Origin of the sequence: Actinosynnema sp. CA-299493, assembly GCF_050946825.1 — a bacterium.
GTDB lineage: Bacteria > Actinomycetota > Actinomycetes > Mycobacteriales > Pseudonocardiaceae > Actinosynnema.
On the sequence record NZ_CP191993.1, the window covers coordinates 3,416,344 to 3,440,073 of the forward strand.

Consider the following 23,730-nt stretch of genomic DNA (forward strand, 5'->3'; position numbering starts at 1 on the left):
GTCCGCTCCGGACGTGGCGCGGTTCCGCACGCCCCCGCCCACCCGGTGACGAATCCCAGGAGAACTCCGTGGCCCTAGTGAACAACCGCGCCGACGTGCCGGTGACCATCGACCAGTCGCTGTGCATCGAGGGCTGCCGCCTGTGCGTGGACGTCTGCCCGCTCGACTCGCTCGCGATCAACCCCGAGACCGGCAAGGCGTTCATGCACGTGGACGAGTGCTGGTACTGCGGGCCGTGCGCGCTGCGCTGCCCGACGGGCGCGGTCGAGGTCAACATGCCCTACCTGCTGCGCTGAGGGGAACGACGATGCTCAAGCGAATCCTCGGCGCGGCACTGGTCGCGGTCGCGTCGACCTCGTGCGTGGCCGGCGCGGCTTCGGACGACGAGGTGACCGTCGTGGTCGGCTACCAGTCCAAGACCATCAACACCGTCACCGCGGGCACGCTGTTGCGGGAGTTGGGGCACTTCGAGCGGCGGCTGGCCGACCTGGGCCGCCGCACCGGCAAGCGGTACGAGGTCACCTGGCAGGACTACGACACCGGCGCGCCGATCACCGCGCAGATGCTCGCCGGGAAGGTCGACATCGGCTCGATGGGCGACTTCCCGCTGCTCATCAACGGATCACGCGCGCAGAAGCAGGGTGACGACGGCACGCGGATGGTGTCGGTCACCGGCTACAACGCCCGCGGCGCGCTGAACATGGTCGTCGTGTCGCCCGACTCCACCGCGACCACGCTCGCCGACCTCGCCGGCCGCAAGGTGTCGACCAGCGTCGGCTCCGCCGGGCACGGCACTCTCGTCCGCGCGCTCGGCGACACCCAGGTCACCGTGGAGAACCAGCAGCCGTCGGTCGGCGCGTCCGCCCTCCAGGCGGGCAACGTCGAGGCGCTGGCCCAGTTCGTCGCCTGGCCGGGGCAGCTGGTGTTCGCGAAGCAGGCCAAGCTGCTCTACGACGGCGCGGAGCTCGACTTCCCGACGCTGCACGGCGTGGTGGTGCGCGACCGGTTCGCCCGGGAGCGGCCGGACGTCCTGGCGGAGTTCCTGCGCGCCCAGGACGACGCGACCCGGCACCTGCACGAGAAGCCGCTCGACGCCGCGCACGTCGTGGCGAAGGCCACCGGTCTGCCCGTGGAGGTCGTGTACCTCTACAACGGACCGAACGGCATCGCGACGTTCGACCTGAGCCTCAAGCCGGTGCTGCGCGACGCGTTGCGGCAGGACGTGCCGTTCCTGAGGTCCATCGGCAACATCGAGGAGTTGGACGTCGACCGGTTCATCGACGAGGGCCCGCTCCAAGCCGCCGTCGGCGCGGGCACGGCGGACACCGCCAACCCGGCCCGGATCACCGGCCGGGACAGCGCGTGCGAGGTGGACGTCACCGATCCCGCCACGGCGAGCGAGGTGTGGTTCGAGGGCGAGGAGGCGACCCGCCCGGCCGCCGACCCGACGTGCCTGCTCAAGCTGATCAACCAGGTCGGGAAGGAGGTCCGCGTGGCGTACGTGCCCGATGCCGTGACCGGGACCAGGTGGTTCGCCGACCACGCGTTCTGGGTGCGCGGCGACGACGGCTCCCTCCGGCCGCACACGACCCGTGCGGCGGCGCGTGGCGACGTGCTGGACTTCTCGCAGGCCCTCGCCGCGGCGGGCACGCCGTGACCGCGCGGTGGGTGGTGCGGATCGCGTCGTTGGCGTCCGGTCTGCTGCTGTGGCAGGTGCTGACGGCCACGGAGACGGTGGCGTGGCTGCGGTTCGACCGGCTGCCGACCGTGGTGGAGGTGGCGCGCCGGCTGGTGGAGGAAGCCGCCGCCGCCCAGTACTACACGGACCTCGGCGCCAGCCTGGCCCGCATCGCGGGGGGCTTCCTGCTGGCCGCCGCGCTCGGCATCCCGCTCGGGATCGCGGTGGCCCGGTCGCGGGTCGTCGGCGACGTGCTCCAGCCGCTGCTGGAGGTGGTGCGGCCCATCCCGGCGATCGCGCTGGTGCCGATCGCGATCCTGCTGTTCCCCAGCGACGAGCAGGGCATCGTGTTCATCACCTGCACGGCGGCGTTCTTCCCGGTCCTGGTCAGCACCCGGCACGCGGTGCGCGCGCTGCCGACGATGTGGGAGGACGCGGTGCGCACGATGGGCGGCGACCGGCGGCACGTGCTGCTCAAGGTCGTGCTGCCGGGCACGTTGCCCGGCGTGTTCGGCGGCCTGTCGGTGGGCATGGGCGTGGCGTGGATCTGCGTTATCTCCGCCGAGATGATCTCCGGCCGGTACGGCGTCGGCTACCGCACCTGGCAGGCCTACACGATCGTGGACTACCCCGGCGTCATCGTCGGCATGGTCACCATCGGCCTGCTCGGCTGGCTGACCTCCTCCGCCGTCGAGCTGGCCGGCCGCCGCGTCACGCGGTGGCTGCCGAGGGAGGCACGGGCATGAGCGTGCGGGTGGAAGGGCTGGCCGTGCGCTACGGCGCGGCCACCGTGCTCCGGTCGTTCGACCTGGACGTGGGGACGGGGGAGATCCTGGTGGTCGCGGGGCCGTCCGGCTGCGGCAAGTCGACGTTGCTGCGCGCCGTCGCGGGCCTGGCGCCGATCGCCGCCGGCCGGGTCCTGGTCGACGGCCAGGAGGTGCGCGGCACGTCGAAGGACCGCGCGATGGTGTTCCAGGACGACGGGCTGCTGCCGTGGCGCACGGCCCTGCGCAACGTCGAGCTCCCGCTGGCGCTGCAAGGCGTGCCGCGGGCCGAACGGCGCGCCCGCGCGTCGGCCTGGCTGGACCGGGTCGGGTTGGCCGGGTTCGACCGGCACCTGCCCCGTGAGCTGTCCGGCGGCATGAGGCAGCGTGTGCAGCTGGCCCGGACGCTGGCCCAACGACCGAAGGTGGTGCTCATGGACGAGCCGTTCGCCGCGCTCGACGCGCAGACCAGGGCGGACATGCAGCGACTCGTGGTCGAGGTGCTGCGGGAGGCGGGCACGACCACCGTCTTCGTCACCCACGACGTGGACGAGGCCGTGCTGCTCGGGGACCGCGTGGTGGTGCTCGGCGCGGGCGAGGTCGACGTCCGGCGAGAGGCGATCCTGGCGGCGGTGATGGCGTGATGACGACACCGCTGGAGATCCCCGAGGTGTCCCGGCGCGTCCACCTGGAGTGCGACGTGCTCGTGATCGGCGGCGGCACGGCCGGCTCGATGGCCGCGATCACCGCCGCCGAGCACGGCCGGGACGTGCTGCTGCTGGAGAAGGCCCACGTCCGGCACTCCGGCGCGCTGGCGATGGGCATGGACGGCGTCAACAACGCCGTCATCCCCGGCAAGGCCACGCCCGAGGACTACGTCGCCGAGATCACCAAGGCCAACGACGGCATCGTGGACCAGCGCACCGTCATGCAGACGGCGACCCGCGGGTTCGCCATGGTGCAGCGGCTGGAGCGCTACGGCGTGAAGTTCGAGAAGGACTCCTACGGCGACTACCACGTGCGCCAGGTCCACCGCTCCGGCAGCTACGTGCTGCCGATGCCGGAGGGCAAGGACGTCAAGAAGGTGCTGTACCGGGTGATGCGGGAGCGCCGGATGCGCGAGCGCATCCGGATCGAGAACCGCGTGATGCCGGTGCGGGTGCTGGTGTCCGAGGGCCGGGCGGTCGGCGCGGTCGGCTTCAACACGCGCACCGGCGAGTTCGTCACCGTCTCCGCGGGCTCCGTCATCCTGGCCACCGGCGCGTCCGGGCGGCTCGGCCTGCCCGCCAGCGGTTACCTCTACGGCACCTACGAGAACCCCACCAACGCGGGCGACGGCTACTCCATGGCCTACCACGCGGGCGCGGAGCTGTCCGGCATCGAGTGCTTCCAGATCAACCCGCTGATCAAGGACTACAACGGGCCGGCGTGCGCGTACGTCGGCAACCCGTTCGGCGCCTACCAGGTCAACCGGCTGGGCGAGCGGTTCGTGGACTGCGACTACTGGTCCGGGCAGATGATGGCGGAGGTGGCCCGCGAGATCGCCTCGCCGCGCGGCCCGGTGTACCTGAAGGTGACCCACCTGCCCGAGGAGTCGATCGCCGCCCTCGAAGGGATCCTGCACACCACCGAACGACCCACCCGCGGCACCTTCCACGCCGGGCGCGGGCACGACTACCGCACCCACGACATCGAGATGCACATCTCCGAGATCGGCCTGTGCGGCGGGCACTCGGCGTCCGGCGTGTGGGTGGACGAGAACGGCGCCACCACCGTGCCGGGGCTGTACGCGGCGGGCGACCTGGCGTGCGTGCCGCACAACTACATGATCGGCGCGTTCGTGTTCGGCGACCTCGCCGGCGCGCACGCGTCGCGGCACGGCGGCACGCCCGGGCCGCTGCCCGAGGACCAGGTCGCCGCCGCGCACGAGCTGATCTACCGGCCGCTGCGCAACCCGGACGGCCCACCGCAGCCGCAGGTGGAGTACAAGCTGCGCCGGTTCGTCAACGACTACGTGGCGCCGCCGAAGACCGGGGCGAAGCTGCACGTCGCGCTGGAGGCGTTCGCCCGGATGGAGGGCGAGATCGCCGCGATGGGCGCCACGACGCCGCACGAGCTGATGCGGTGCGCCGAGGTGACGTTCATCCGGGACTGCGCCGAGATGGCCGCGCAGGCGTCCCTGATGCGCACGGAGAGCCGCTGGGGCCTCTACCACGAGCGCCTGGACGTGCCGGAGCGCGACGACGAGACGTGGTTCCACCACCTCAACCTGCGCAAGAACGACGCGGGCGAGATGGAGTTCGTCAAGCGGCCGGTCCACCCGTACCTCGTGCCGGTGGACGGCGTCGAGCACCGGACCGGGCAGGTGGAGCACCTCGGGTCGCTGTCGGTGCGGACGGCGGAGGTGGTCGGCGCCCGGCACGCGGGCGGTGTCGCCGGCTCGCCCCGGCTGCTGGAGCTGGTGGCGCTGGCCGAGGAACAGCCGGACCTGGCCGCGTTGGAGCCGTACCTGGGCGACGCGGACCCGGCGGTGCGGCGCGCCGCCGTCGTGACCATCACCGAGGTGGTGCCGGCCGGCTTCGAGTTCGCCCTCGTGCGCGCGATGGCCGACGACCGGGACGAAGTCCGCTCGGCCGCCGCGGCGGGGCTCAGGGAACTGGTCGAGGTCGTGCCGCGCGGTGACGACCTGCGGCGGGCGTTGGAGGGGTCGCCGGCCCGTTCGGTCGCGCTGGAGGTGTTGTGGGCGCTCAAGCTCGGCGCCACCGACGTGTACGCCGAGGCGTTGGCCGACCCCGACGCCTCGGTGCGGTCGGCGGCGATCCGCGGTCTCGTGTCGCTGCGCGAGCACGCGCTCGTCGCCACGGCCGCCGCCGACCCGCGCCGGGAACTGCGCGTCCAGGTGGCCAAGGGCCTGGGCACGGTGGGCGATCCGGCTGCGGCCGACCCGCTCGGCGTGCTGGCGGGCGACCCCGATCCGCTGGTGCGCGCGGCGGCGCTGGAGGCGATCGGGCGGATCGGCCGCCCCCCGGCGCTGCGGGACCTCGCCGCCGCCGCGCTCGTCGATCCGGCCTGGCAGGTGCGGGTGGGCGCGGCGTGGGCGGTCGACGACGCGGACCTCCTCCTGCCGTTGCTGGACGACCCGAACCTCGACGTGCGCAAGGCGGCGGTCCGCGCGGTGACCCGGTGGGCGCGCCTGCCCGCGGTGGCCGAACGGCTGGCGGCGGCTGCGCACGACAGCGACGCCGACGTGCGCGCCTATGCCCGCCACGCGCTGGAGGAGGCGTCCGCCACCGCGCCGAGCCCCTGACCCGTCAAGGGCGCTCAGCGGTCCTCGACGTCACCGGCACGGCCCGTCGGTCATCGGGGCGGCCGGCCGGAACAGCGGAGGGGCGGCGACCGGCGGGTGCCGGTCGCCGCCCCGTTCCGGGCGTGGGGTCAGAGCTTGCCCGCGCCGGAGCCCGCCGTGACGGACGACTTCACCGTGCCGACGGCGTCGGCGGTGTAGCTGTACGGGATGGCGGCCACCGTGCCGTTGACCTCGCAGGGGCCGGAGTTGGTCAAGGAGTTGTCGCGCGCCACCAGGCGTCCGGGGTCGGAGTCCGCGTAACCGCTCGCCGACCAGCACGCCTGCTGCACGTTCTCGAAGACGTTGCCCTCCACGAGGAGACCGGCGTCCATGAGCGACGCGATGGCGTACGAGTCGGCGTTGTTGTTGACGTTGGTGTAGTAGTTGTTGAACACGTGGACCGTCTCGCCGAAGCGCACGCGGGGGCTGCGTTCGAAGGTGCGGTCGAACCAGTTGTGGTGGTAGGTGACCCGCAGGTGGCCGCGGTCCTCGCCGCCGTTGCCGTCGGAGTGGCCGACGAGCGAGGTCTTCCAGTGGTTGCGGATGACGTTCCACGACACGGTGATGTAGTCCGCGGCGTGGGTGATGTCCAGCATGCCGTCGTAGTAGTCGGGGCTGTCCTCGATGGTGCTGGACATGGTGTTGTGGTCGATCCAGACGTGCGTGGCGCTCTCGATCGCGATCGCGTCGCCGCCGACCTTGCCCCGGATGTTCAGGTTCTGGATGATCACGTTGGCCGGGCTCATGTCCTCGATGTTGAGCGTGGTCCCGGAGACGCCCGAACTCGACCCGACACCGCGGATCGTCTTGTTCGCGCTGATCTCGACGGTGCCCGTGCCGCTGAGCATGCCGTTGACCAGGATGGTCTTGGCGCCGGCGGACTGCGCCTGCGTGCGGAAGTCGGCGAAGGTGCCCACGGTGACCGTGGTGCCGCCCGCGCCGCCGGTGGTGCCACCGGCCTGCGCGGCCCAGCCGACGAGCCCGCCGGGCGGTTGCGGGTCGACGCCACCGGCCTCGACGTCCAGGTAGTCGACGTTGGGCAGGCCCGCCGAGCCGGTCGGGTTCAGCCGGATCGTGTTGCTGCCCGCGACCAGCGGCACGCTGACCGTCTTGGTCACCCAGGTCGACCAGGCGCCGGTGCCCTCGAACGACGGCGTCTGGACCGCCGACCCGTTCACGAGCAGGGTGGCGGACCGGGCCGCGGTGGTCCCGTTGGCGAACCGGACGCCCACCGTCGCCGTGCCCGCCGCCGCGGCGCTGACGGTGAACTGGAGGTAGCCGCTGGTGGAGTTCGCGCCGTTGCAGAACCCGCTGCCGGAGTACCCGGTCCAGTCGGTGTCGATGGCGCCGGAGCAGACCGCCGGCGAGCTCTCCGCCTCGTACCGGGTGGGAGCGGCCTGCGCGGTGGACGACGCCACCGCGACCAGCGCGCCGGCTAACAGGCCGACGCAGGCAATCATGGGTTTCACGCGCATAATAAGTCTCCGTGGCGTAGGGAAATAGCCGATTCCGACGCAGTGGAAGACACAGTGCCCCCTGGTGCTTCATTGCGCCGCAGGACGGGAAATCGCTTTCCCTTTGGATGCTATGAGGTCCGCAACGGCAGGTCAACGGTGCTGCCGCGAAAAGGCCCGCTGGTCACGCTTGTGAACAAATGGTCGGGGGTCGGTCATACTCGTGAACCGGTGGCGTGCTTTTGCGCGGCCGGTGCACAGATATGTGAATTCACGCCGGACCGGCGAACAGCCGATACAGGGGTTGCGCCGGGCGCGTCGGCCTCGCGAGACTGCACGTCCGCTCACGGTTGGGGGACTCCATGCGGACGTTGCTCGTCACCGCGCTGGCCGCGAGCCTGCTGCTGGTGGCGCCCGAGGCGGAGGCGACGACGATCGCCTGGCACCCCTGCCCGGACCAGCCCGCGGCCGACTGCGGCACGGTGTCCGTCCCACTGGACTGGGCCGACCCGCGCGGTCCGCGCGCGGACCTGGCCGTGTCACGGGTCCGCGCCACCGACCCGGCACGTCGGATCGGCGTGGTGTTCGTGGACGCGGGCGGTCCCGGCGGGTCCGCCGCGGAGTTCGCCCGCGCCCCCTACCTGAGCGCCGGGGTGCGGGCCAGGTTCGACGTCGTCGGCTTCGACCAGCTGGGCACGAACGGCAGCTCGGCGATCCGCTGCTCGTTCGACGTGGTGGCGCGCGACCCCGGCGACGACCCGGCGGACGAGGCCGAGTTCGCCGCCCTCGCCGAGTACAACCGCGCCGTGCGCGACGACTGCCGCGCCGACCACCCCGTGTTCGACCACGTGGACACCGCCCGTTCGGCGCGGGACCTGGACGCGGTGCGCAAGGCGTTGGGCGAGCGGCGGATCAGCTTCTACGGCATCTCCTACGGCACGCTGCTCGGCCAGCAGTACGCGGAGCTGTTCGGCCGGCGGGTGCGCTCCATGGTGCTGGACGGCGTGATCGACCACAGTGCCGAGCTGCCCCGGCTGCTGCTGGACCGGGCGCGGGCCGTGGAGGAGGCGTTCGGCGTGTTCGTGGCGTGGTGCGCGGAGAACGCCACGTGCGCGTTGCACGGCCAGGACGTCCACGCGGCCTGGGAGCGGGCGCTGGTCGAGGCCGACGCGATCGGCTGGGGCCGGGGCGAGCTGATCCACGGCGCGTTCTCCGCGATCCGCGGCGGGGAGTGGGAGGGCCTGGCGTCGCTCATCGCCGACGTCGGCGGCACGCGGGTCTCGTTCGAGCCGAACTACGACTCCCTGCGCCACGCCGTGGTGTGCCAGGACTTCGCGCTGCGGTTCGCGGACTTCGCCGGGTACCGGGCGTCGCGGGAGGCCGAACTGCGCGCGGCGCCCACGCTGCGCGGCACGTTCCTCGGCCACCAGGAAGCCGCCACGTGCATCGGCCTCACCGACCGCCCGACCAACCCGCCGCACCGCCTCGACGTCGACCGGGCGCCGCCGCTGCTCCTGCTGACCAGCCGCTACGACGTGGCCACGCCCTACCGGTGGGCGCAGGCCGTGCACCGGCAGGCGAGGGGCTCGCACCTGGTCACGTTCGACGGCCCGGGCCACGGCGTCTACCACGCCAACGAGTGCACCCGGACCGCCGCGGACTCCTACCTGCTCGGCGCCGCGCCCGCCCGCGACGCGACCTGCTGACCCGACGGGCAGAACTCGGCGAACACCGCTTGGAGCGCGGCGTCCTGGGCCGGGACCGAGGTCAGGTTCGTGGTGACGCCGACCGTGATCTGCCGCCGGGCGTCGGGGGAGTGCATCGTCCACGTGTGGTAGCCGGGCACCGAGCCGTTGAAGCCCCAGACCTCCGGCGCGGCGCAGCCCGTCGGCAGCGGGATCCGCATGAGGCCGAGCCCGAACTCCAGACCCGGGATGCCGCTGGGCACGGTCTGGCGCATCTCGGCCGCCTGCGCCGCCGGCACGAGCCCGCCCGCGAGCAGGGCGCGGAAGAAGCGGTTCAGGTCGTCGACCGTGGACACCAGGTTGCCCGAGCCCCAGAACCGGGACATCTCGTAGTCCGTGACGTCGGTCGGCGCGGCGTCGGGGCCGTGCAGCCACTCGTAACCGCGCGCGGCCGGCCGGTCGACGTGGGGGTGGCGGTAGGGGAGGTAGCTGTCCCGCATCCCCGCCCGGTCCAGCACGCGCCGCTGCAACTCGGCGTTCAACGACCGGCCGGTGAGCTCCTCCACGAGCTTGCCGAGCACCGCGTAGTTGGTGTTGGAGTACTCCACGCCCCGTCCCGGCGGGAAGGACAGCGGCTTGCCCTCGGTCCCCAGCCGGATCGTCTCGTCCGGCGGCTGGTGCCGCCACCGCGTCGTGTCGACCTCCGCCGGGGTGGCCCACCGCTCGGTGAACGGGATGCCGCTGCTGTGCTGGAGCAACTGGCGCACGGTGATCGGTTCGGGGTATGGCAGCAGTCCGGGCAGCCGGTCCTGGATCCGGTCCTCCAGCCGGACCCTGCCCTCGCCGACCAGTTGCAGCACGGCGGTGGCGACCACGGTCTTGGTGATGCTGCCGGCCCGGAACTGCCCGCGCGGCTTGGGCGCGGCGCGGTCGACGAGGTCGCCGACCCCGCTGTGGCCGTACCACTGGCCGCCGGCGTCGAGGACGCCCGCGTAAGCGCCCGGCGAACCGACGGCCACCGCGCCGTCCAGCGCCGCTTGGAGCCCGATGCGCACCGGCGCGGCCGTGGCCGGTGCGACCACCGCACCGGTGAGCAGGACCGTGCCGGCGGCCAGGGTGGACGCCCGGCGCAACACACGATTCATGGAGATCCCCCAGGATCCGTCAGCGTCGTGAACCAACGCTGAGCACCCTAGGGAATTCCGGTTCCGCCGGTAACCGGTTGTCCCGCTATATGTTTTCTATATTCGACTTCGACGTTTCGACTTCCACGCGCTTGCCCGCGCTTCGGCGCTAGGCGTCGCCGCGCATCGACCGGCGGATTTCTTCGAGCTTGTCGATCCCGGCCTGCCGCCGCGCCTCGAACTGCTCCTCGACCGCCTTCGCCGCCGAGGTGTCCCCGGCGAGTTCCTCCGCGCCGATACCGGTGGCGACCCGACCCTCGATCCGGTCGCGGACGTGCTCGAACGTGGGCACGCCGTCCTCGGTGTAGTCGGCGGGCGGCACCACCACCGGGGCCGCCTCGTACTCGACGATCTCGGCGTCGACCACCGGTTCCCGTTCCCCGCTCATCGCCACTCCGTTCACTGTGCCGACCCCGAGGCTACCCCGCGAGGATCACCCGGGCCGGTGCGGTGGGCACGCCGGTTTCGCCGGGCTGGTGCTGGAAGACGACCACGTCACGCTGTGGTGGAAGGGTGGCGTTTAGGGCCGGGGCGACGTCTACACCGGCGAGTACGTGTGCCGGTCCGGCATCACCAGCGCCCGCACGACCGGCGCACCGGTGTGCGACATCAAGGTCCTCTTCTTCTACGCCGACCGCGAGGACCTGGTGGAGGGCGAGCAGGTGAACGGCCAACCGGCCGCGCGGGTGGGCGACAGCGGCGGACCCGTGTACGGCCCCTCGTCGTCGGGCGGCGTGATCGCCAAGGGCACCGTGACGAGGGCGGCGGGCGCGCGGATCGGCTTCCAGGACTTCCGCACCGCGAACCGCGACTTCGGCGTCTACATCCCGCTCTGACCGCGTCCGTCGGGTGGTCAACGCGACCCGATGTGCTCCTCCGAGGACGCCGACGCCGGGCGTGGCGCGAGGACGTTGGCGAAGCCCACGGCCAGCAGGCACAACGCCACCGGCACGAGGAACGCCACGTTCAGCGGGATCCAGTGGGCCAGGCCGCCGATCAGCGCCGGGCCCGCGAGCAGACCCACGTAACCGAGGCCCACGACCCGCGCCATCAACGCGCCGGACGACCGCTTGTCCAGGTTGCCCGCGGCCGAGAAGAGCTGCGGCACGCTGCCCGACAACCCCAGGCCGAACAACGCCCACCCCGCGAACGCCGACCACACCCACGGCGAGAACACCACGAGCAGGAGACCGAACGCGGCCAGCGCCGCCCCGTACCGCACGATCGCGACGGGCCCGACGAGCGCGGCGACCCGGTCGGTCGCGAACCGGCCCACGGTCATCGCCACCGCGAACGACCCGTAGGCGAACGCCGCCGTGCTGGTGGACGTGCCGAGGACGTCCTCGGCGTGCAGCGCGGCCCAGTCGTTGGCCACGCCCTCGGCGAGCATCATGGCGAACGCGATGGCGCCCAGCAGCCACACCAGCTTGGTCGACGGCTTGGCCGCCGGCGCCTCCGACGCGGCCTCCGCCGGCTCGGGACGGCCGTCCACCAGGAACCGGCCGGTCACCAGCGACACCACGATGGTGAACACACCGCACGCGCTCAACGTCACGGCCGTGGGCACGTCGGCGCCCAACGTGGCCGCGCCCACCAGAGCCGCGATGGCGCCGCCGATCGACCACATCGCGTGGAACGACGCCATGATCGGCCTCGGGTAGGCCCGTTCCACGACCACGGCGTGCGAGTTCATCGCCACGTCGATCGTGCCGTTGCCGAAGCCGAAGCACAGCAGGGCCAGGCCCAACGTCCACCACGACGTGGCCAGGCCCGGGAAGAACAGGGCGATGCCGAGCAGCACCCCGGCCGCGGGCAGCAGCTTGCGCTGGCCGAACCGGTCGGCGAGCGGACCGGCCACCTGCATCCCGAGGAACGCCGCCGCGCCGAGCACGAGCAGCAGCCCGCCGAGGGCGCTGTGCGAGATGCCGGTCGCGCGTTCGACGTTCGGGATGTGCACCACCCACAGCCCGACGGCGAACCCGTTGATGGTGAAGTAGACCCACGTCGCGACGCGTGCGGCACGGGGCAGGGCGGTCGTCACAGGTTCTCCAGTCGTTCGGCTACGTGCACGAGCACACCGCGTGCGGCCAGCTCACGGCGCACGTCGGCGGGGGAGTCGGAATCGGTGACCAGCACGTCCGGCCGGTCGGCGGGGCAGACGTGGGCCAGCGCGGTGCGGTCGAACTTCGTGGCGTCGGCGAGCGCGATCGTGCGACCGGACACGGCCATCGCCTGCTGCTTGACCTCGGCGTCGGCCAGGTTGTGCGCGGTGAGCCCGGCGGTCAGGTCGAACGCGCACGGGCTGAGCACGGCGACGTCGAACCGCAGGGCCCGCAGCGACGCCAGCGCCAGCGGGCCGACCATCGCCAGCTCGCCGGGCCTCGGCTCGCCGCCGGGCAGCAGCAGCCGCACCTCGGGCGCGTCGAGCAGCTCGCGCACCGCGTGCAGGGACAGCGGCATCACGGTGACAGGGCGACCACGCAGCAGCTTGGCCACCTCGACCGCCGTCGTGCCGCTGTCCAGCACGATCGTCTCGCCGTCCCGGATCAGCCCGACGGCCGCCGCGGCGATGGCGCGCTTCGCCTCGTTCGCGGTCGCGGTGCGGGCGGTGAACGGCGGCTCGACGCCCGCCGGGCTCAGCGGCACCGCCCCGCCGTGCACGCGGCGCAGCACACCGCCCGCCGCGAGCAGGTCCAGGTCACGGCGGATGGTCATCTCCGACGCGCCGGTGGCCGCCGCCAGCTCCGCCACGGCGACCTGCGCGCCGGAGCGGAGCCGTTCGATGATCACCCGGTGGCGATCGGTGCTCTTCACGTGCGCAACCGTCGCAAATTATGTGCGATCGAACAAGTGGTTTGTGCTTACGATCGCATCCACTCAGGTCGAGTAGGCCTCCAGCTCGTTGACCCGCACGTAGCCGGGCTGGTGGGCGGGGCCCTGCGAGGCGCTGATCCGGACCAGGCGGGTGGTCCGGACGGGGAAGGTGACGGAGACGCCCAGGGACGTGTTGTCCGTGACGTCCGCGACGGTCACGAACGCCGCGCCGTCCCAGACCTGCACCCGGAACGCCCGGATCGGGTAGCCCTCGCTGGTGTGGACGGCGACCCGGCGGACCGCCTCGGCGCTGCCGAAGTCGACCTGCACCCACTCCGGGCTGCCCGGCGGCCACGTGCCCGGCGCGTTGGCCCAGCTGCTCGCGCCGCCCACCCGGGTGTCGCGGACGCAGTCGTTGACGCGATCGGGGGAGTAGCCGACGTGGGTGCCGGACGCCGACGCGGTGCTCGCGCACGCCAGGTTGCCCGTGACGCCGTCACCGCCCTGGCCGCACGTGGTGAACCGGACCGAACCGGTGTCGTGCTCGCGGTGCGCGGAGTCGGTGAACCACACCACGGCGTGGCCCGCGTTGTCGTCGCGCTTGCGCCACGTGACGGTCGTGGTGATCGTGCCGCCGGCGGTCGGGATGGACAGGGCCACGTCGACCTGCGGGCCGCCGTCCTCCTCGTACCACTGGTAGGCGAGCACGTCACCGTGCACCGAGCGGTCCCACGTGGTGACGAAGACCCCGGACGCCTGCCACGAGCCGATGTCGTCCTGCGCCACGCCGGGCAGCACGACCCGGCGCAGGACGGCGCCCGTGCTGGTGACGACCAGCACCCGCAGCTCCCGCTCGCCCTCGAACCAACTGCCGAACGCGGCGCGGTCCGGCACCCGCCACTGGTGCAGGTGCTCCAAGCCCTTGTCGCGGCGCACCCCCGTCGGCTCGCACACCGACTGGTCGCGTACCTCCTGTCCGCCTGCTTCCTCCGCCTGGGGGGCCGGGAGGGGTGAGGTCGGTTCGTGGACCGACAGCACCCACACCTCCTTCGTGGCGGCGTAGGCCTCGTCGATCGCGTCCGGCAGCTGCCGGACACCCCCGGTGGGCGAGAGGGCGAACCCTGGGGCGCTGGTGGCCCGTTCGTCGGCGGGTGCCACGGTGAGCACGACGTCGTCACCGGTGGTGATGCCCTCGTCGGCGTACGGGATGTGGACCTGCGCCTCGTAGGAGAAGCCGTTGACGCTGCGCAAGCTCGCGACCGCGGTCTTCAGCTCGACCCACCACGGCTCGTGCGGGTTGACGACGTAGGAGTCCTCGGCGGCTTCGACGACCTCTCGCAGCAGCGCGTCGGTGTCGCCGTGGGACCGGGTCCGGGCCAGGTAGCGCACGAGCGCTCGGAGTCGGCCGTCGGCCGACGCGGTCAGCACCGGCTGGACCAGGGCCCGCAGCTCCTGGTTGATCACGACGTCGTCGGCGGCGGGCGCGGCGGCTGCGGGCAGTGGTGCGACGGCCGCGAGCGCGGCGCCGACGAGCAGTGCGGTGAGCGTGGCGGCGATGGATCTTGTTCGTCCCATGGACGAGGACCTCCCCGGGTTGCGTGGTGGCAACGCTCCCTCCCGCGCCGGGAACCCACCATCCGCCGACCCGGTCAGGGCGGTTGCCGGCGAGGCCGTTCGGCGTTCGAGGGGCAGGGGTGCTCATCACGACTCCAGATTGATGATTGATTAGTCACTCACTAGTCGCACAGCTCATCGCGTGGTGGAGAACCTGTCAAGCAGAGCCGAGAATGCGACCGGTTCTGGCTGGTGAGTGTTCAGTTACTCTTGCCGGTTCGGTAACGGTCGCGCGAACCACCCCGATGACCTGCGTACAGCCGTTCGGCGCAGAGGAGTGGGCGTGATGGTGGAGAACTCGGCGTTAGGTCTCGTCATGCTGGAGGCCGGGGTCCCGGTCGTCGTGACGGGCGAGGAGGACCACCAGGCGTGGCTGGCGAGGTACCCCGTCGCGCCAGGCGGGCAGCGGCGCGTCGCGGTCGGGTTGACGTGGTGCGTGATCGGTTCGGGCAAGCACCGCGGCCAGTACGCCATCGAGGTCCGGTTGGACGGGCAGCGGATCGGTGAGCTGACGTACCTGATGTCCCGGCGCTACGCCGACATCATGGGCCAGGTGATCGACGCCGGTGGCGTGCCGGGGTGCGAGGCGGTGGTCCGGGTCGGCGACCGGGGCCTGGAAGTCGTGCTCTACCTGCCGCGTGACGCCTCGGGCGTCGTCGTGCCGCCGCGGCCGGCCGTCTTCGCGCCGCCGGCACAGCGGAGATCACGCCGTCCGATGTGGATCGCCGCCGGGGCCGTGGTGCTCTTGTTCGTCGTGATCGGGGCGCTCGCGGACGAAACGCCATCCACCGAGGACACCGCTGCCGCCCTCACCACGAGCGCGACCGGCACGACGACCACCGTGCCGACCACGACCACCACAGCCGTGCCGACCACGACGACCACCACCACAACGACGACCACTACGACCACCACCACCACGACAACGCCCGTCGCCGAGCCTGCCCCGGAGCCCAGGCCCAACCCCGAGCCTGCCCCGCAACCCAACCCGCAACCCGACCCCGCGACCCAAGCCCCGCCGCCGCCCGCGCCGAACCCGGGCTGCCACCCCAGCTACGAGCCGTGCGTGCCCATTGCGAGCGACGTCGACTGCAAGCCCGGCAAGGGCAACGGTCCCGTCTACGTGACCGGGCCGATCAGGGTGATCGGCCCGGACGAGTACGGCTTGGACGCCAACGGTGACGGCGTCGGCTGCGAGTAGGCGGGCGCCTGCCCGGCCCGCGTCAGCCGCGGTGCTGGGAACGGCGGGCGTGGGGGGAACGGGCGACCGGCGTCACCAGGCGATCGGGAGGGTGGCGATGTAGTCGGTGAGCAGGGTGTTGATCAGCCGGTGGTCGTTGAGGGAGAAGTGCCAGTCGCAGCCGAGCCGGTCGAGCCTCGGGTCCTCGTAGTTCCAGAAGCGGACCCGGCCGTCGCCGCGGGCGTTGCGGTCGGTGACAACCTGCTCGGCGGCCTGCGCGAAGAGGCTCGTGGCGCTGACCACGATGACGGTGTCGGGGCCGTACTGGGTGCGCAGCTTGTCGAGGAAGCCCTGGTACGCGGACTTGTAGGCGGCGGTCAGGCTGTCCGGGGTCCACTGCTCGCCGGGGTTGATCGCGGTGGAGAAGTCGTTGGTGCCCAGGCCGACCACGACCAGCTGGGGCCGCCACGTGGCGGGGTTGCGCCACACGTCGCCGGGCACGTTCTGCAGGCCGCGCTCGTAGAAGGTGCGGAAGGTGGTGTCCGGCTCGCCGCCGTTGTAGTTGCGGACCATGCCGCGACCGGAGTGGGCGTTGACCTGGTAGTCGGCGCCGAGGGCGCGGGCGGTGAGCGGACCGAACGCGAGGTCGGTGTTGGTGTTGCGGTCGACGCCGCCGTTGGCCGAGCAGTCGCGCGTGGTGGAGGTGTTGCCGTAGCCGGCGGTCAGCGAGTCCCCGATGAACTCGATCTGGCGGGTGCGCGCGGTCGGCTTGGCGAGGATCTCACCGCCGGCGGCGGGCAGGAACCCGCCGAACTGGCCGCTGGCCCAGGCGCTCTCGGTGCGCTTGACCAGTCGCACGGTGTGCTCGGCGTTGGTCAGGCCGTTGATCCACCGGGTGATCCGGCCGGGCGTGACGAGCGTGGCGACGGTCTTCCCGTCGACCTGGACGTCGTAGTCGTTGGCGGTGTCGTCCAGCACGATGCCCACGCCGGTGCCGCGGAAGCGGCTCTCGAAGTAGATGCCGGGCCACGTGTACCGCGCGGCGGACTCGGTGGCCCGGACCCGGCCGACGGTGTGCGACTGGCCGAGGACGTCGGTCACCGGCGGTGTGGACGTGGTCGTCGTCGTCGTCGTGGTGGTCGTGGTGGTGGTGGTCGACGTGACGGTGGTCCCGGTGCAAGGGGTGCCGTTGAGGGCGAAGTCGGCGGGCACCGGGTTCGAGCCGGTCCACGAGCCGTTGAAGCCGAACCCGGCGCTCGCGCCGGTGCCGAGGCGGCCGTTCCAGCCCAGGCTGTCGACCTGGACCCGCGCGCCGGACTGGCTTGCCGTGCCGTTCCAGAGCTGGGTGATCTTCTGGCCGGCGGCGAACGACCACGTCAACCGCCAGCTCGGGACCGGGTCACCGAGGTTGGTCACGCTCACGTTCGCGCCGAAGCCGCCCGACCACTGGTTGGTCACCTGGTAGGCGACCCGGCAGCCGGTGGCCGCCTGGGCGGGCGCGGTGACGGCCGCGGCGGTGAGGGCCGCGGTCACGCCGACGACGACCGCGCCGGCGATCGCCGACCGAAAGCGGGTGGTGTGCACGTGATCCTCCACGAACAGGTTCGACAATGGACCTGGGAGCGCTCCCAGGGACGGTAGCGAACAAGTTGCGCAGCGAGAAGGGCTGGAGCGGATCCGGGCCGGAGCGTATCGATTGGCACCTGGCCCAGGCCCGGTTCGAAGACGGCGCGGCTCGGCGGCCTGTCCTTCGTGCGCGACGGGCGGTCACGCGCCGGTGTCCGAGCCGCCCTCGGCGACGGTGTGGCGTCGGTCTGAGCGCCGCCGGTCTGGGACATGGTCCGAACCTTTGTTCAGGGTTGCGCGGTGCGGTCGTGGGAGCGCTCCCAAACTGGGCCTTGTTGTTGTCTTCTGCTGGTGTTTGTGGATAGATGAACGATGTTTGTGATGGGCCTCATAGTCGAGCCCTGAGGAGAGTTCCATGCCCCGTGCCGCCGGACGGCTGTCCGCCCTGTTCTTGGCACTCCTGCTCACCCCCGTCATCGCCACCACCGCGACCGCCGCCGCCCCGCTCGCGCACGGCCTCAAGGGCGAGTACTTCCGGATGTCCGCACCCGGCGCCCGCGACTTCGCCGAGTCCGGCGGCGCCACCCTCGACCCGAACGTCGACTTCGCCGACCTGACCGGCGTCTTCCAGCAGCTCACCGGCCGCACCGAGCACACCGCGGCCCGCTGGACCGGCAGCCTCACCGCGCCCGCCACCGGCGACTACACCTTCCACGCCATCGGCGACAACGGCTTCCGGCTGTTCCTCGACGGCGCGCCGGTCATCGACCACTGGGTCGGCGACTGGGACGTCGAGCAGCACAGCGCGCCGGTCCACCTCGTCGCCGGCGAGCGGCACGACTTCCGGATGGAGCTGTTCCAGGACGTCGGCGGCGCGAACCTGCGCCTGCGCTGGTCCACGCCGACGCTGGCCAAGCAGCCGGTGCCCGAGACGGCCTTCCTCCCGCCGGCGGACTTCCCGGTCTACCCGGTCGGCCTCACCGTGTCGCCCGACGGCAGGCGGCTGGAGGCGGCCTTCGACCGGCAGGTGCACCACCTCGGCGACGTCGCGTCGCACCTGAAGATCGAGGTCGACACCGTGCCGTTCCCGATCGAGTCCGCCGCGCTCGACCGCCGCGACCGCACCAAGATCGTCGTGCGGCTCGGCGCGACCATCCAGGAGCCGCAACGAGTCCGCGTCACCTACGACGGCGACGGCGGCCTGGTCGTCGGCGCGGAGACCGTGCCCCGGATCATCCGCGGCGCGACCAACACCTCCACCCGGCGCTTGCTGACCGAGTGGGGTGAGCGGGTCGACGAGGACCACCCGCTGCCCGAGTACCCGCGCCCGCAGCAGAAGCGCGACGAGTGGCTGAACCTCAACGGCCAGTGGGAGTTCTCCGCCGCCACCGAGGGGCAGCAACCCGCGTTCGGCCGCACGCTCCCCGAGCGGATCACCGTGCCGTTCCCGGTGGAGTCCCAGCTGTCCGGCCTGGAACGCCACGAGGACCACATGTTCTACCGCCGCCGGTTCGAGGTGCCGCGCGACTGGCGGGTCGGCCGGGGCCAGCGGCTCAAGCTGAACTTCGGCGCGGTCGACCACCACGCCCGGGTGTGGGTGGACGGCACGCCGGTCGCCGAGCACACCGGCGGCTACACCGCGTTCACCGCCGACATCACCGACGCCCTGCGCGGTGGCGGCGGGCACGAGCTGATCGTCGCGGTCACCGACACCACCGGCGACAACCAGCCGATCGGCAAGCAGTCCCGCAACCCCGGCGGCATCGTCTACACGCCGTCCTCGGGCATCTGGCAGACCGTGTGGCTGGAACCCGTGCCGGACAGGGCGATCGACGACGTGACGACCACGCCGGACATCACCAAGGGCACGCTCGCCGTCCGGGTGTCGTCCTCGACCGCCTCGCCGAACGCCGAGGTGACCGCCACCGCGCGCGACCACCGGGGCAAGGCGGTCGGCACGGTCACCGGCGCGCCGAACGCCGACCTGACCCTGCCGGTGCCGAACCCGCGCCTGTGGAGCCCCGAGGACCCGTACCTGTACGACTTGGACGTGTCACTGGAGGACGGCCGCGGCGAGGACGAGGTCGAGAGCTACTTCGGCATGCGTTCCATCGGCGTGCGGGACGTCGCCGGCTTCCCGAAGCTCGTCCTCAACGGCGAGCCGGTGTTCTCGCTGGCCATGCTGGACCAGGGCTTCTGGCCCGACGGCCTGAACACCGCGCCCAGCGACGAGGCGTTGGCGTGGGACATCAAGGCCCAGAAGGACCTCGGGTTCAACGCGCTGCGCAAGCACATCAAGGTCGAGCCCGCCCGCTGGTACTACCACGCCGACCGGCTGGGCGTGCTGGTGTGGCAGGACTTCGTGAACGTCAACGTCACCGACGAGAGCGGCCAGCGGGCGTTCCTGACCGAGGGCCGGCGCACGGTGGAGCAGTTGCGCGACTCGCCCGCCGTCATCGGCTGGGTCGTGTTCAACGAGGGCTGGGGCGAGTGGGACCGGGAGGAGACCGGCCGCATCACCGAGTCGGTCGAGGCCGCCGACCCGTCCCGGGTCGTCAACGCGCACAGCGGCGTCAACTGCTGCGCGTCGAAGGGCGACTCCGGCAAGGGCGACGTGATCGACCACCACGACTACAACAACACCGACCCGGCCTGGCCGGACGCCACCCGCGTGGCGATGGACGGCGAGCACGGCGGGTTCACCCTGCGCACCCCCGGCCACCAGTGGCCCGGCGCACCGGCCGTGATCTACAGCGGTGTGGCCGACAAGGCGGCGCTGACCGCCAAGTACGTGTCGAACACCGCGACGCACTACCTCGACGCGGCCGGCGCGGAGCTGTCCGGGTCGGTCTACACGCAGATCACCGACGTGGAGACCGAGCTGAACGGCCTGTGGACCTACGACCGGCGTGAGATCAAGGTCGACCCCGGTCCCGTGCGCGAGATCAACAAGCGGGTGGTCGCGGCCGGTGCGGCGGCGGCCGAGCGCACGTACGACGGGAAGGGCGCGTGGCCGTTGGACGGCAACGGCGACGACACGAGCGGCGCGCCGAACCCGGTGTCCCTCAACGGGGACGCGGCGTGGACGACCGGCGTGCGCGGGCAGGCGTTGGCGTTCGACGGCAACGGCGACTACGCCGAGACCGCCGGGCCGGTGCTCGACACGACCGGCTCGTACTCGGTGTCGGCGTGGGTGCGGCTGGACTCGCTGCCCGGCAACTACGCCACCGCCGTCAGCCAGGACGGCCGGCGCGTGGAGAACCCGTTCTACCTCCAGTACGGGCAGGGGAGGTGGGCGTTCAGCGTGCCCGGTGGCAGGCGGGCCACGCTCGCCGCCACACCGGAAACGGGCCGCTGGTACCACCTGGTCGGCGTGCGCGACGAGGCGGTGGGCGAGACGCGCCTGTACGTCGACGGCGTGCGTGCCGCCGCGATCCCGATCGGGCCGGACGAGGTGGGCACCGGGCCGTTGGCCATCGGTCGCGCCAAGTACGCCGGTGTGCGCGGCGACTTCTGGCACGGCTCGGTCGACGAGGTCCGCGCCGTGGACCGCGCCCTGACCGACGTGGAGGTGGCGGAGCAGCACGCCGCCCGCTGAGCGCACCCCCTTCCGGTCCGACCTCGGACCGGAAGGGGCGGTGGCCGGCACTTCCGCCTCGGGCCGGTGGTGTGGCCGAGTGGGGGAGCGCCTGCGTCTCGGCTCGTCATTCGGCACGGCGGCGGCCTACGCGTGGAGCGGGGCGTCATCGCCATTCGGTGACGGTGACGGTGTCGCCGACGGCGATCTCGCCGGGCGTGAGCACGGACGCTTTGAGGCCGAAGCTGACGCCGTCGGGTTCGCGGCGGTAGTCGGCCAGGGTGCGCAACGGCTCGGGGCCGGCGCGGACGCCGGTCGTCTGGTCGACGAGGGTGACCGCGCAGCGGATGGCCAGTTCGCCGAAGCCGACCTCGACGCCGCCGAGCGCCATCCGGGCCACCCGGTCCTCGGTGTGCGGCTCGGGCCAGCCGCTGATCACGACGTTGGGCCGGAACCGGTCCATCGGCACCGGAACGGCTCCCCGCCGCGCGATCCGCTCGTTCAGGCCGTCCAACGTGGACCGGGACAGGACCAGCAGCGCGGTCGGGTCGGCGCCGTTGCGGGCCCGGTTCGCCCGCGCCGGTTCGCGCACCAGGCGGACCGCCTTGCCGATCGCGCCGGACAGCCACTGCGCCGCCTCGTCGCCCTGGTCGATGCCGGACCCGGGCCACTTCTCCACCTCGACCGGCCGGGCCGGGCCGTCGGCCGCCACGTCCAGCACCAGCTCGCCGGCGCCGGGCGCGCTCAACGCCAGCTTCGCGCCGTCGTGCAGCACCTCGACCCGGACCGCGGCCAGCCGCGGCGCCTCGCCCTGCCAGACGATCCCCCCGTCCGGCCCGACCGGCGCGAACAGCCGATCGTGGACCAGCCCGGTCCGGGTGACCTCGGCCCGCTCCACCACCACCCCGCCACAACCCTTGATCGGGTACAACGCCAGCGCGGAAACGGTTGCCATGCGGTCGAAAGTACCTGCCGACGCCGGCGCGGCACCACGATTTCCGACGGATCTCCGGACGCGCGCCGGGAGAGCCGTTGCCGAGGGGACTCGGCCACGCACCCGCCCGCCGCCGACGCCTCCGCCCGGGGCGCGGCCGCCGAGCTGGTCCTGGTCTTCTACGGCCGCGTCCCGGTGGACACCCTGGAGCTCGACGGCGACCGACGCCTGTTCGACCGGTTGGTGGCCTGGGAACCCGCCTGAGCGGGGGGCGCCGCACAACTCGACGCCCGCCACCGCGTCCGGACGGGCGCGGGCGCGGCACTCCACCCGGCCCGCGCTCCGCAGCACCGGTCACACCCGGCCGCCTCCCGTGGCGTGTGAACACGGTGACCGGCGACCAGGGCCCGTCGCGGCGGGCGTCACTGCTTGGGCGGTGCGGGGTGGCCCTCCGACGCCTGCACGACCACGATGCCCTGGCCCGACAGCGCGAGCTGGTACGCCTCACCCGAGCCGCGCCCGATGGCGGCGCCGAGCTTGGCGGTCCTGCGGATCGAGGACTGCAACGAGGTGGACCACAGGACGGAGGACTGCATGTCGACGAACGTCGGCACGTCCACGTTCAGCACGACCGGCGTGCCGAACGCGGTGACGGCGAGTGCGCCGGTGCCGGTGAACGTCGTGTTGAACAGGCCGCCGCTGAGCATCGACGCGCCCTCGACGCGGTTGATGTCCCACGTGAGCGTGCTCTCGAACGCGAGCACGTTCTTGCCGTTGACCGTCACGCCCTCGTTCTCCAGGTACAGCACGAACACCTCGTCGGCGTCCTGCGCGAGGAACACGTCACCGCTGCCGGACACCTTCATCAGCGACATCCCCTCACCGGTGAGGGCCTTCTTGAACAGCTTGCCGAGGCCGCCGCTGCCCTCGTAGGCGAAGTCGACATCGCCCTGGTAGGCGACCATCGACCCCTGCTTGGCGAAGAAGAACCCGCCGCTGCCGGTGAGGTCGACCTTGAGCATGCGGTCGTTCTGCAGTTGGAAGCTGCCGGGCTCGACGGACCGCTCGGCGTGGTTGAACAATGAGCTGCGCATACCCCCGATAGTGCAGGTGATCACCGGCGGTCGCAGCACCGGGGTGTCGACCGGCGCGCTGATCGGCCGCGGTAATCCGATTGCCCCGTTCCCGGTCCGCACTAGGCTGCCGCCAATGACCGAGAAGGCGCTGACCGCGGCCGGGCAGGACTGGGAAGAGCAGGCGCGGAACTGGATCGCGTGGGTGCGCAAACCCGGTTTCGACTCCTATTGGCGTTATCGCGACGCGTTCTTCGCGCTGGTGCCGACCGCCGGTCGGGCCACCCTCGACCTCGGCTGCGGCGAGGGCCGGGTGTCCCGCGACCTCGTCGAGCGCGGGCACCGCGTCACCGGCGTCGACGCTTCGCCGACGCTGCTGGAAGCGGCGCGGCGGGCCGACCCCGGGAGCCGGTACCTCCAGGCCGATTCGGCCGACCTCCCGTTCCCGGACAACAGCTTCGACCTCGTCATCGCCTACTGCGTGCTGATGGACGTCGACGACGTGCCGGGCACCGTCGCCGAGATCGGCCGCGTGCTCGAACCCGGCGGCAGGCTCTGCCTGTCGATCACCCACCCGATCACCAACACCGGCAGCCGCCGTGACGGCGTGTTCGTCCTGGACCGCCCCTACTTCGGCCGCCACCGCTTCGAGGACGAGGTCGAGCGGGACGGGATGCGGATGAAGTTCCAGGGGTGGAACCACCCGCTGAGCGCCTACACCACGGCCATGGAGGAGTCCGGTCTGCTCATCGAGGCCCTTCGGGAGCCGCGGGTCGGCGAGGACACGTTCCCCTGGCACCTGTGGATCAGGGCGGTGCGCGTGACGGGCTGACCTCGGCCACGTGGTCCGGGACGCCGCCC

The 23,730-nt window shown here is 72.3% G+C and carries 19 protein-coding genes; 10 read left to right on the forward strand and 9 right to left on the reverse strand.

Annotated features, from left to right (window positions below; genetic code table 11):
- Nucleotides 1-68 precede the first annotated feature (68 nt).
- From ACQPYE_RS15735 to ACQPYE_RS15755, 5 genes are read left to right on the forward strand one after another with little or no spacing between them, the layout of a single operon-like run.
- On the forward strand, nt 69-296 hold the full coding sequence (locus ACQPYE_RS15735) for a 4Fe-4S dicluster domain-containing protein (RefSeq protein WP_123741971.1): 228 nt from the start codon (nt 69-71) through the stop codon (nt 294-296).
- Between the two features lie 11 nt (nt 297-307).
- Nucleotides 308-1,657, forward strand: coding sequence for an ABC transporter substrate-binding protein (locus ACQPYE_RS15740; RefSeq protein WP_498722004.1), 1,350 nt, complete (start codon nt 308-310; stop codon nt 1,655-1,657).
- A complete protein-coding gene (locus ACQPYE_RS15745; RefSeq protein ID WP_498722006.1) occupies nt 1,654-2,424 on the forward strand; it encodes an ABC transporter permease in 771 nt (256 codons plus the stop codon). The genes ACQPYE_RS15740 and ACQPYE_RS15745 overlap by 4 nt, the downstream gene beginning before the upstream one ends.
- Nucleotides 2,421-3,086 (forward strand): ABC transporter ATP-binding protein, encoded by a 666-nt coding sequence (locus ACQPYE_RS15750; protein WP_498722007.1) that lies wholly within the window; start codon nt 2,421-2,423, stop codon nt 3,084-3,086. Before ACQPYE_RS15745 ends, ACQPYE_RS15750 begins: the two co-directional genes overlap by 4 nt.
- On the forward strand, nt 3,086-5,749 hold the full coding sequence (locus tag ACQPYE_RS15755) for a fumarate reductase/succinate dehydrogenase flavoprotein subunit (protein WP_498722009.1): 2,664 nt from the start codon (nt 3,086-3,088) through the stop codon (nt 5,747-5,749). Before ACQPYE_RS15750 ends, ACQPYE_RS15755 begins: the two co-directional genes overlap by 1 nt.
- A gap of 128 nt (nt 5,750-5,877) precedes the next feature.
- Here ACQPYE_RS15755 and ACQPYE_RS15760 read toward each other — a convergent pair whose 3' ends face one another.
- Nucleotides 5,878-7,263, reverse strand: a complete 1,386-nt coding sequence (locus ACQPYE_RS15760) for a pectate lyase family protein (protein WP_498722011.1) — start codon at nt 7,261-7,263, stop codon at nt 5,878-5,880.
- 341 nt (nt 7,264-7,604) lie between these two features.
- Between ACQPYE_RS15760 and ACQPYE_RS15765 the strand changes: the two genes are divergently transcribed.
- Nucleotides 7,605-8,948, forward strand: a complete 1,344-nt coding sequence (locus ACQPYE_RS15765) for an alpha/beta hydrolase (protein ID WP_498722012.1) — start codon at nt 7,605-7,607, stop codon at nt 8,946-8,948.
- On the opposite strand, the gene ACQPYE_RS15770 is transcribed toward ACQPYE_RS15765, so the two are convergent.
- Nucleotides 8,906-10,072 (reverse strand): serine hydrolase domain-containing protein, encoded by a 1,167-nt coding sequence (locus ACQPYE_RS15770; RefSeq protein WP_498722013.1) that lies wholly within the window; start codon nt 10,070-10,072, stop codon nt 8,906-8,908. The genes ACQPYE_RS15765 and ACQPYE_RS15770 overlap by 43 nt on opposite strands.
- Nucleotides 10,073-10,220: 148 nt before the next feature.
- Nucleotides 10,221-10,499, reverse strand: a complete 279-nt coding sequence (locus ACQPYE_RS15775) for a hypothetical protein (protein WP_498722014.1) — start codon at nt 10,497-10,499, stop codon at nt 10,221-10,223.
- A gap of 166 nt (nt 10,500-10,665) precedes the next feature.
- Between ACQPYE_RS15775 and ACQPYE_RS15780 the strand changes: the two genes are divergently transcribed.
- Nucleotides 10,666-10,947 carry a hypothetical protein gene (locus ACQPYE_RS15780; protein WP_498722017.1) on the forward strand — a complete coding sequence of 94 codons (282 nt, stop codon included), beginning with the start codon at nt 10,666-10,668 and terminating at the stop codon, nt 10,945-10,947.
- A 17-nt stretch (nt 10,948-10,964) separates the two neighbouring features.
- On the opposite strand, the gene ACQPYE_RS15785 is transcribed toward ACQPYE_RS15780, so the two are convergent.
- The 3 genes from ACQPYE_RS15785 to ACQPYE_RS15795 form a co-directional block, all read right to left on the reverse strand.
- A complete protein-coding gene (locus ACQPYE_RS15785) occupies nt 10,965-12,152 on the reverse strand; it encodes an MFS transporter (RefSeq protein WP_498722019.1) in 1,188 nt (395 codons plus the stop codon).
- Nucleotides 12,149-12,925 carry a DeoR/GlpR family DNA-binding transcription regulator gene (locus ACQPYE_RS15790; RefSeq protein ID WP_498722021.1) on the reverse strand — a complete coding sequence of 259 codons (777 nt, stop codon included), beginning with the start codon at nt 12,923-12,925 and terminating at the stop codon, nt 12,149-12,151. Before ACQPYE_RS15790 ends, ACQPYE_RS15785 begins: the two co-directional genes overlap by 4 nt.
- A 63-nt stretch (nt 12,926-12,988) precedes the next feature.
- The gene (locus ACQPYE_RS15795; RefSeq protein WP_498722023.1) at nt 12,989-14,500 is read right to left on the reverse strand and encodes a discoidin domain-containing protein; all 1,512 of its coding nucleotides are present in this window, start codon (nt 14,498-14,500) and stop codon (nt 12,989-12,991) included.
- 325 nt (nt 14,501-14,825) lie between these two features.
- On the opposite strand from ACQPYE_RS15795, the gene ACQPYE_RS15800 reads away from it, so the two are divergent.
- Nucleotides 14,826-15,740, forward strand: coding sequence for a hypothetical protein (locus tag ACQPYE_RS15800; protein WP_498722024.1), 915 nt, complete (start codon nt 14,826-14,828; stop codon nt 15,738-15,740).
- Nucleotides 15,741-15,812: 72 nt separating this feature from the next.
- On the opposite strand, the gene ACQPYE_RS15805 is transcribed toward ACQPYE_RS15800, so the two are convergent.
- Nucleotides 15,813-17,303, reverse strand: coding sequence for a cellulose binding domain-containing protein (locus ACQPYE_RS15805; protein WP_498722026.1), 1,491 nt, complete (start codon nt 17,301-17,303; stop codon nt 15,813-15,815).
- Nucleotides 17,304-17,700: 397 nt separating this feature from the next.
- On the opposite strand from ACQPYE_RS15805, the gene ACQPYE_RS15810 reads away from it, so the two are divergent.
- A complete protein-coding gene (locus ACQPYE_RS15810; protein ID WP_498722029.1) occupies nt 17,701-20,883 on the forward strand; it encodes a LamG-like jellyroll fold domain-containing protein in 3,183 nt (1,060 codons plus the stop codon).
- Between the two features lie 145 nt (nt 20,884-21,028).
- Here ACQPYE_RS15810 and ACQPYE_RS15815 read toward each other — a convergent pair whose 3' ends face one another.
- A complete protein-coding gene (locus ACQPYE_RS15815) occupies nt 21,029-21,817 on the reverse strand; it encodes an MOSC domain-containing protein (RefSeq protein ID WP_498722030.1) in 789 nt (262 codons plus the stop codon).
- 401 nt (nt 21,818-22,218) lie between these two features.
- Nucleotides 22,219-22,890, reverse strand: coding sequence for an AIM24 family protein (locus ACQPYE_RS15820; RefSeq protein ID WP_498722031.1), 672 nt, complete (start codon nt 22,888-22,890; stop codon nt 22,219-22,221).
- 115 nt (nt 22,891-23,005) lie between these two features.
- Here ACQPYE_RS15820 and ACQPYE_RS15825 point away from each other — a divergent pair, with 115 nt between their 5' ends.
- Nucleotides 23,006-23,701, forward strand: coding sequence for a class I SAM-dependent methyltransferase (locus ACQPYE_RS15825; RefSeq protein ID WP_498722032.1), 696 nt, complete (start codon nt 23,006-23,008; stop codon nt 23,699-23,701).
- Nucleotides 23,702-23,730: the final 29 nt, after the last annotated feature.

Excerpts from the sequence above, each read along its gene's own strand:
- ACQPYE_RS15740 (WP_498722004.1), top strand. The coding sequence starts at position 308 with ATGCTCAAGCGAATCCTCGGCGCGGCACTGGTCGCGGTCGCGTCGACC.
- ACQPYE_RS15750 (WP_498722007.1), top strand. The coding sequence starts at position 2,421 with ATGAGCGTGCGGGTGGAAGGGCTGGCCGTGCGCTACGGCGCGGCCACC.
- ACQPYE_RS15755 (WP_498722009.1), top strand. The coding sequence starts at position 3,086 with ATGACGACACCGCTGGAGATCCCCGAGGTGTCCCGGCGCGTCCACCTG.
- ACQPYE_RS15760 (WP_498722011.1), bottom strand. The coding sequence starts at position 7,263 with ATGCGCGTGAAACCCATGATTGCCTGCGTCGGCCTGTTAGCCGGCGCG.
- ACQPYE_RS15765 (WP_498722012.1), top strand. The coding sequence starts at position 7,605 with ATGCGGACGTTGCTCGTCACCGCGCTGGCCGCGAGCCTGCTGCTGGTG.
- ACQPYE_RS15770 (WP_498722013.1), bottom strand. The coding sequence starts at position 10,072 with ATGAATCGTGTGTTGCGCCGGGCGTCCACCCTGGCCGCCGGCACGGTC.
- ACQPYE_RS15775 (WP_498722014.1), bottom strand. The coding sequence starts at position 10,499 with ATGAGCGGGGAACGGGAACCGGTGGTCGACGCCGAGATCGTCGAGTAC.
- ACQPYE_RS15795 (WP_498722023.1), bottom strand. The coding sequence starts at position 14,500 with ATGGGACGAACAAGATCCATCGCCGCCACGCTCACCGCACTGCTCGTC.
- ACQPYE_RS15800 (WP_498722024.1), top strand. The coding sequence starts at position 14,826 with ATGGTGGAGAACTCGGCGTTAGGTCTCGTCATGCTGGAGGCCGGGGTC.
- ACQPYE_RS15810 (WP_498722029.1), top strand. The coding sequence starts at position 17,701 with ATGCCCCGTGCCGCCGGACGGCTGTCCGCCCTGTTCTTGGCACTCCTG.
- ACQPYE_RS15815 (WP_498722030.1), bottom strand. The coding sequence starts at position 21,817 with ATGGCAACCGTTTCCGCGCTGGCGTTGTACCCGATCAAGGGTTGTGGC.
- ACQPYE_RS15820 (WP_498722031.1), bottom strand. The coding sequence starts at position 22,890 with ATGCGCAGCTCATTGTTCAACCACGCCGAGCGGTCCGTCGAGCCCGGC.
- ACQPYE_RS15825 (WP_498722032.1), top strand. The coding sequence starts at position 23,006 with ATGACCGAGAAGGCGCTGACCGCGGCCGGGCAGGACTGGGAAGAGCAG.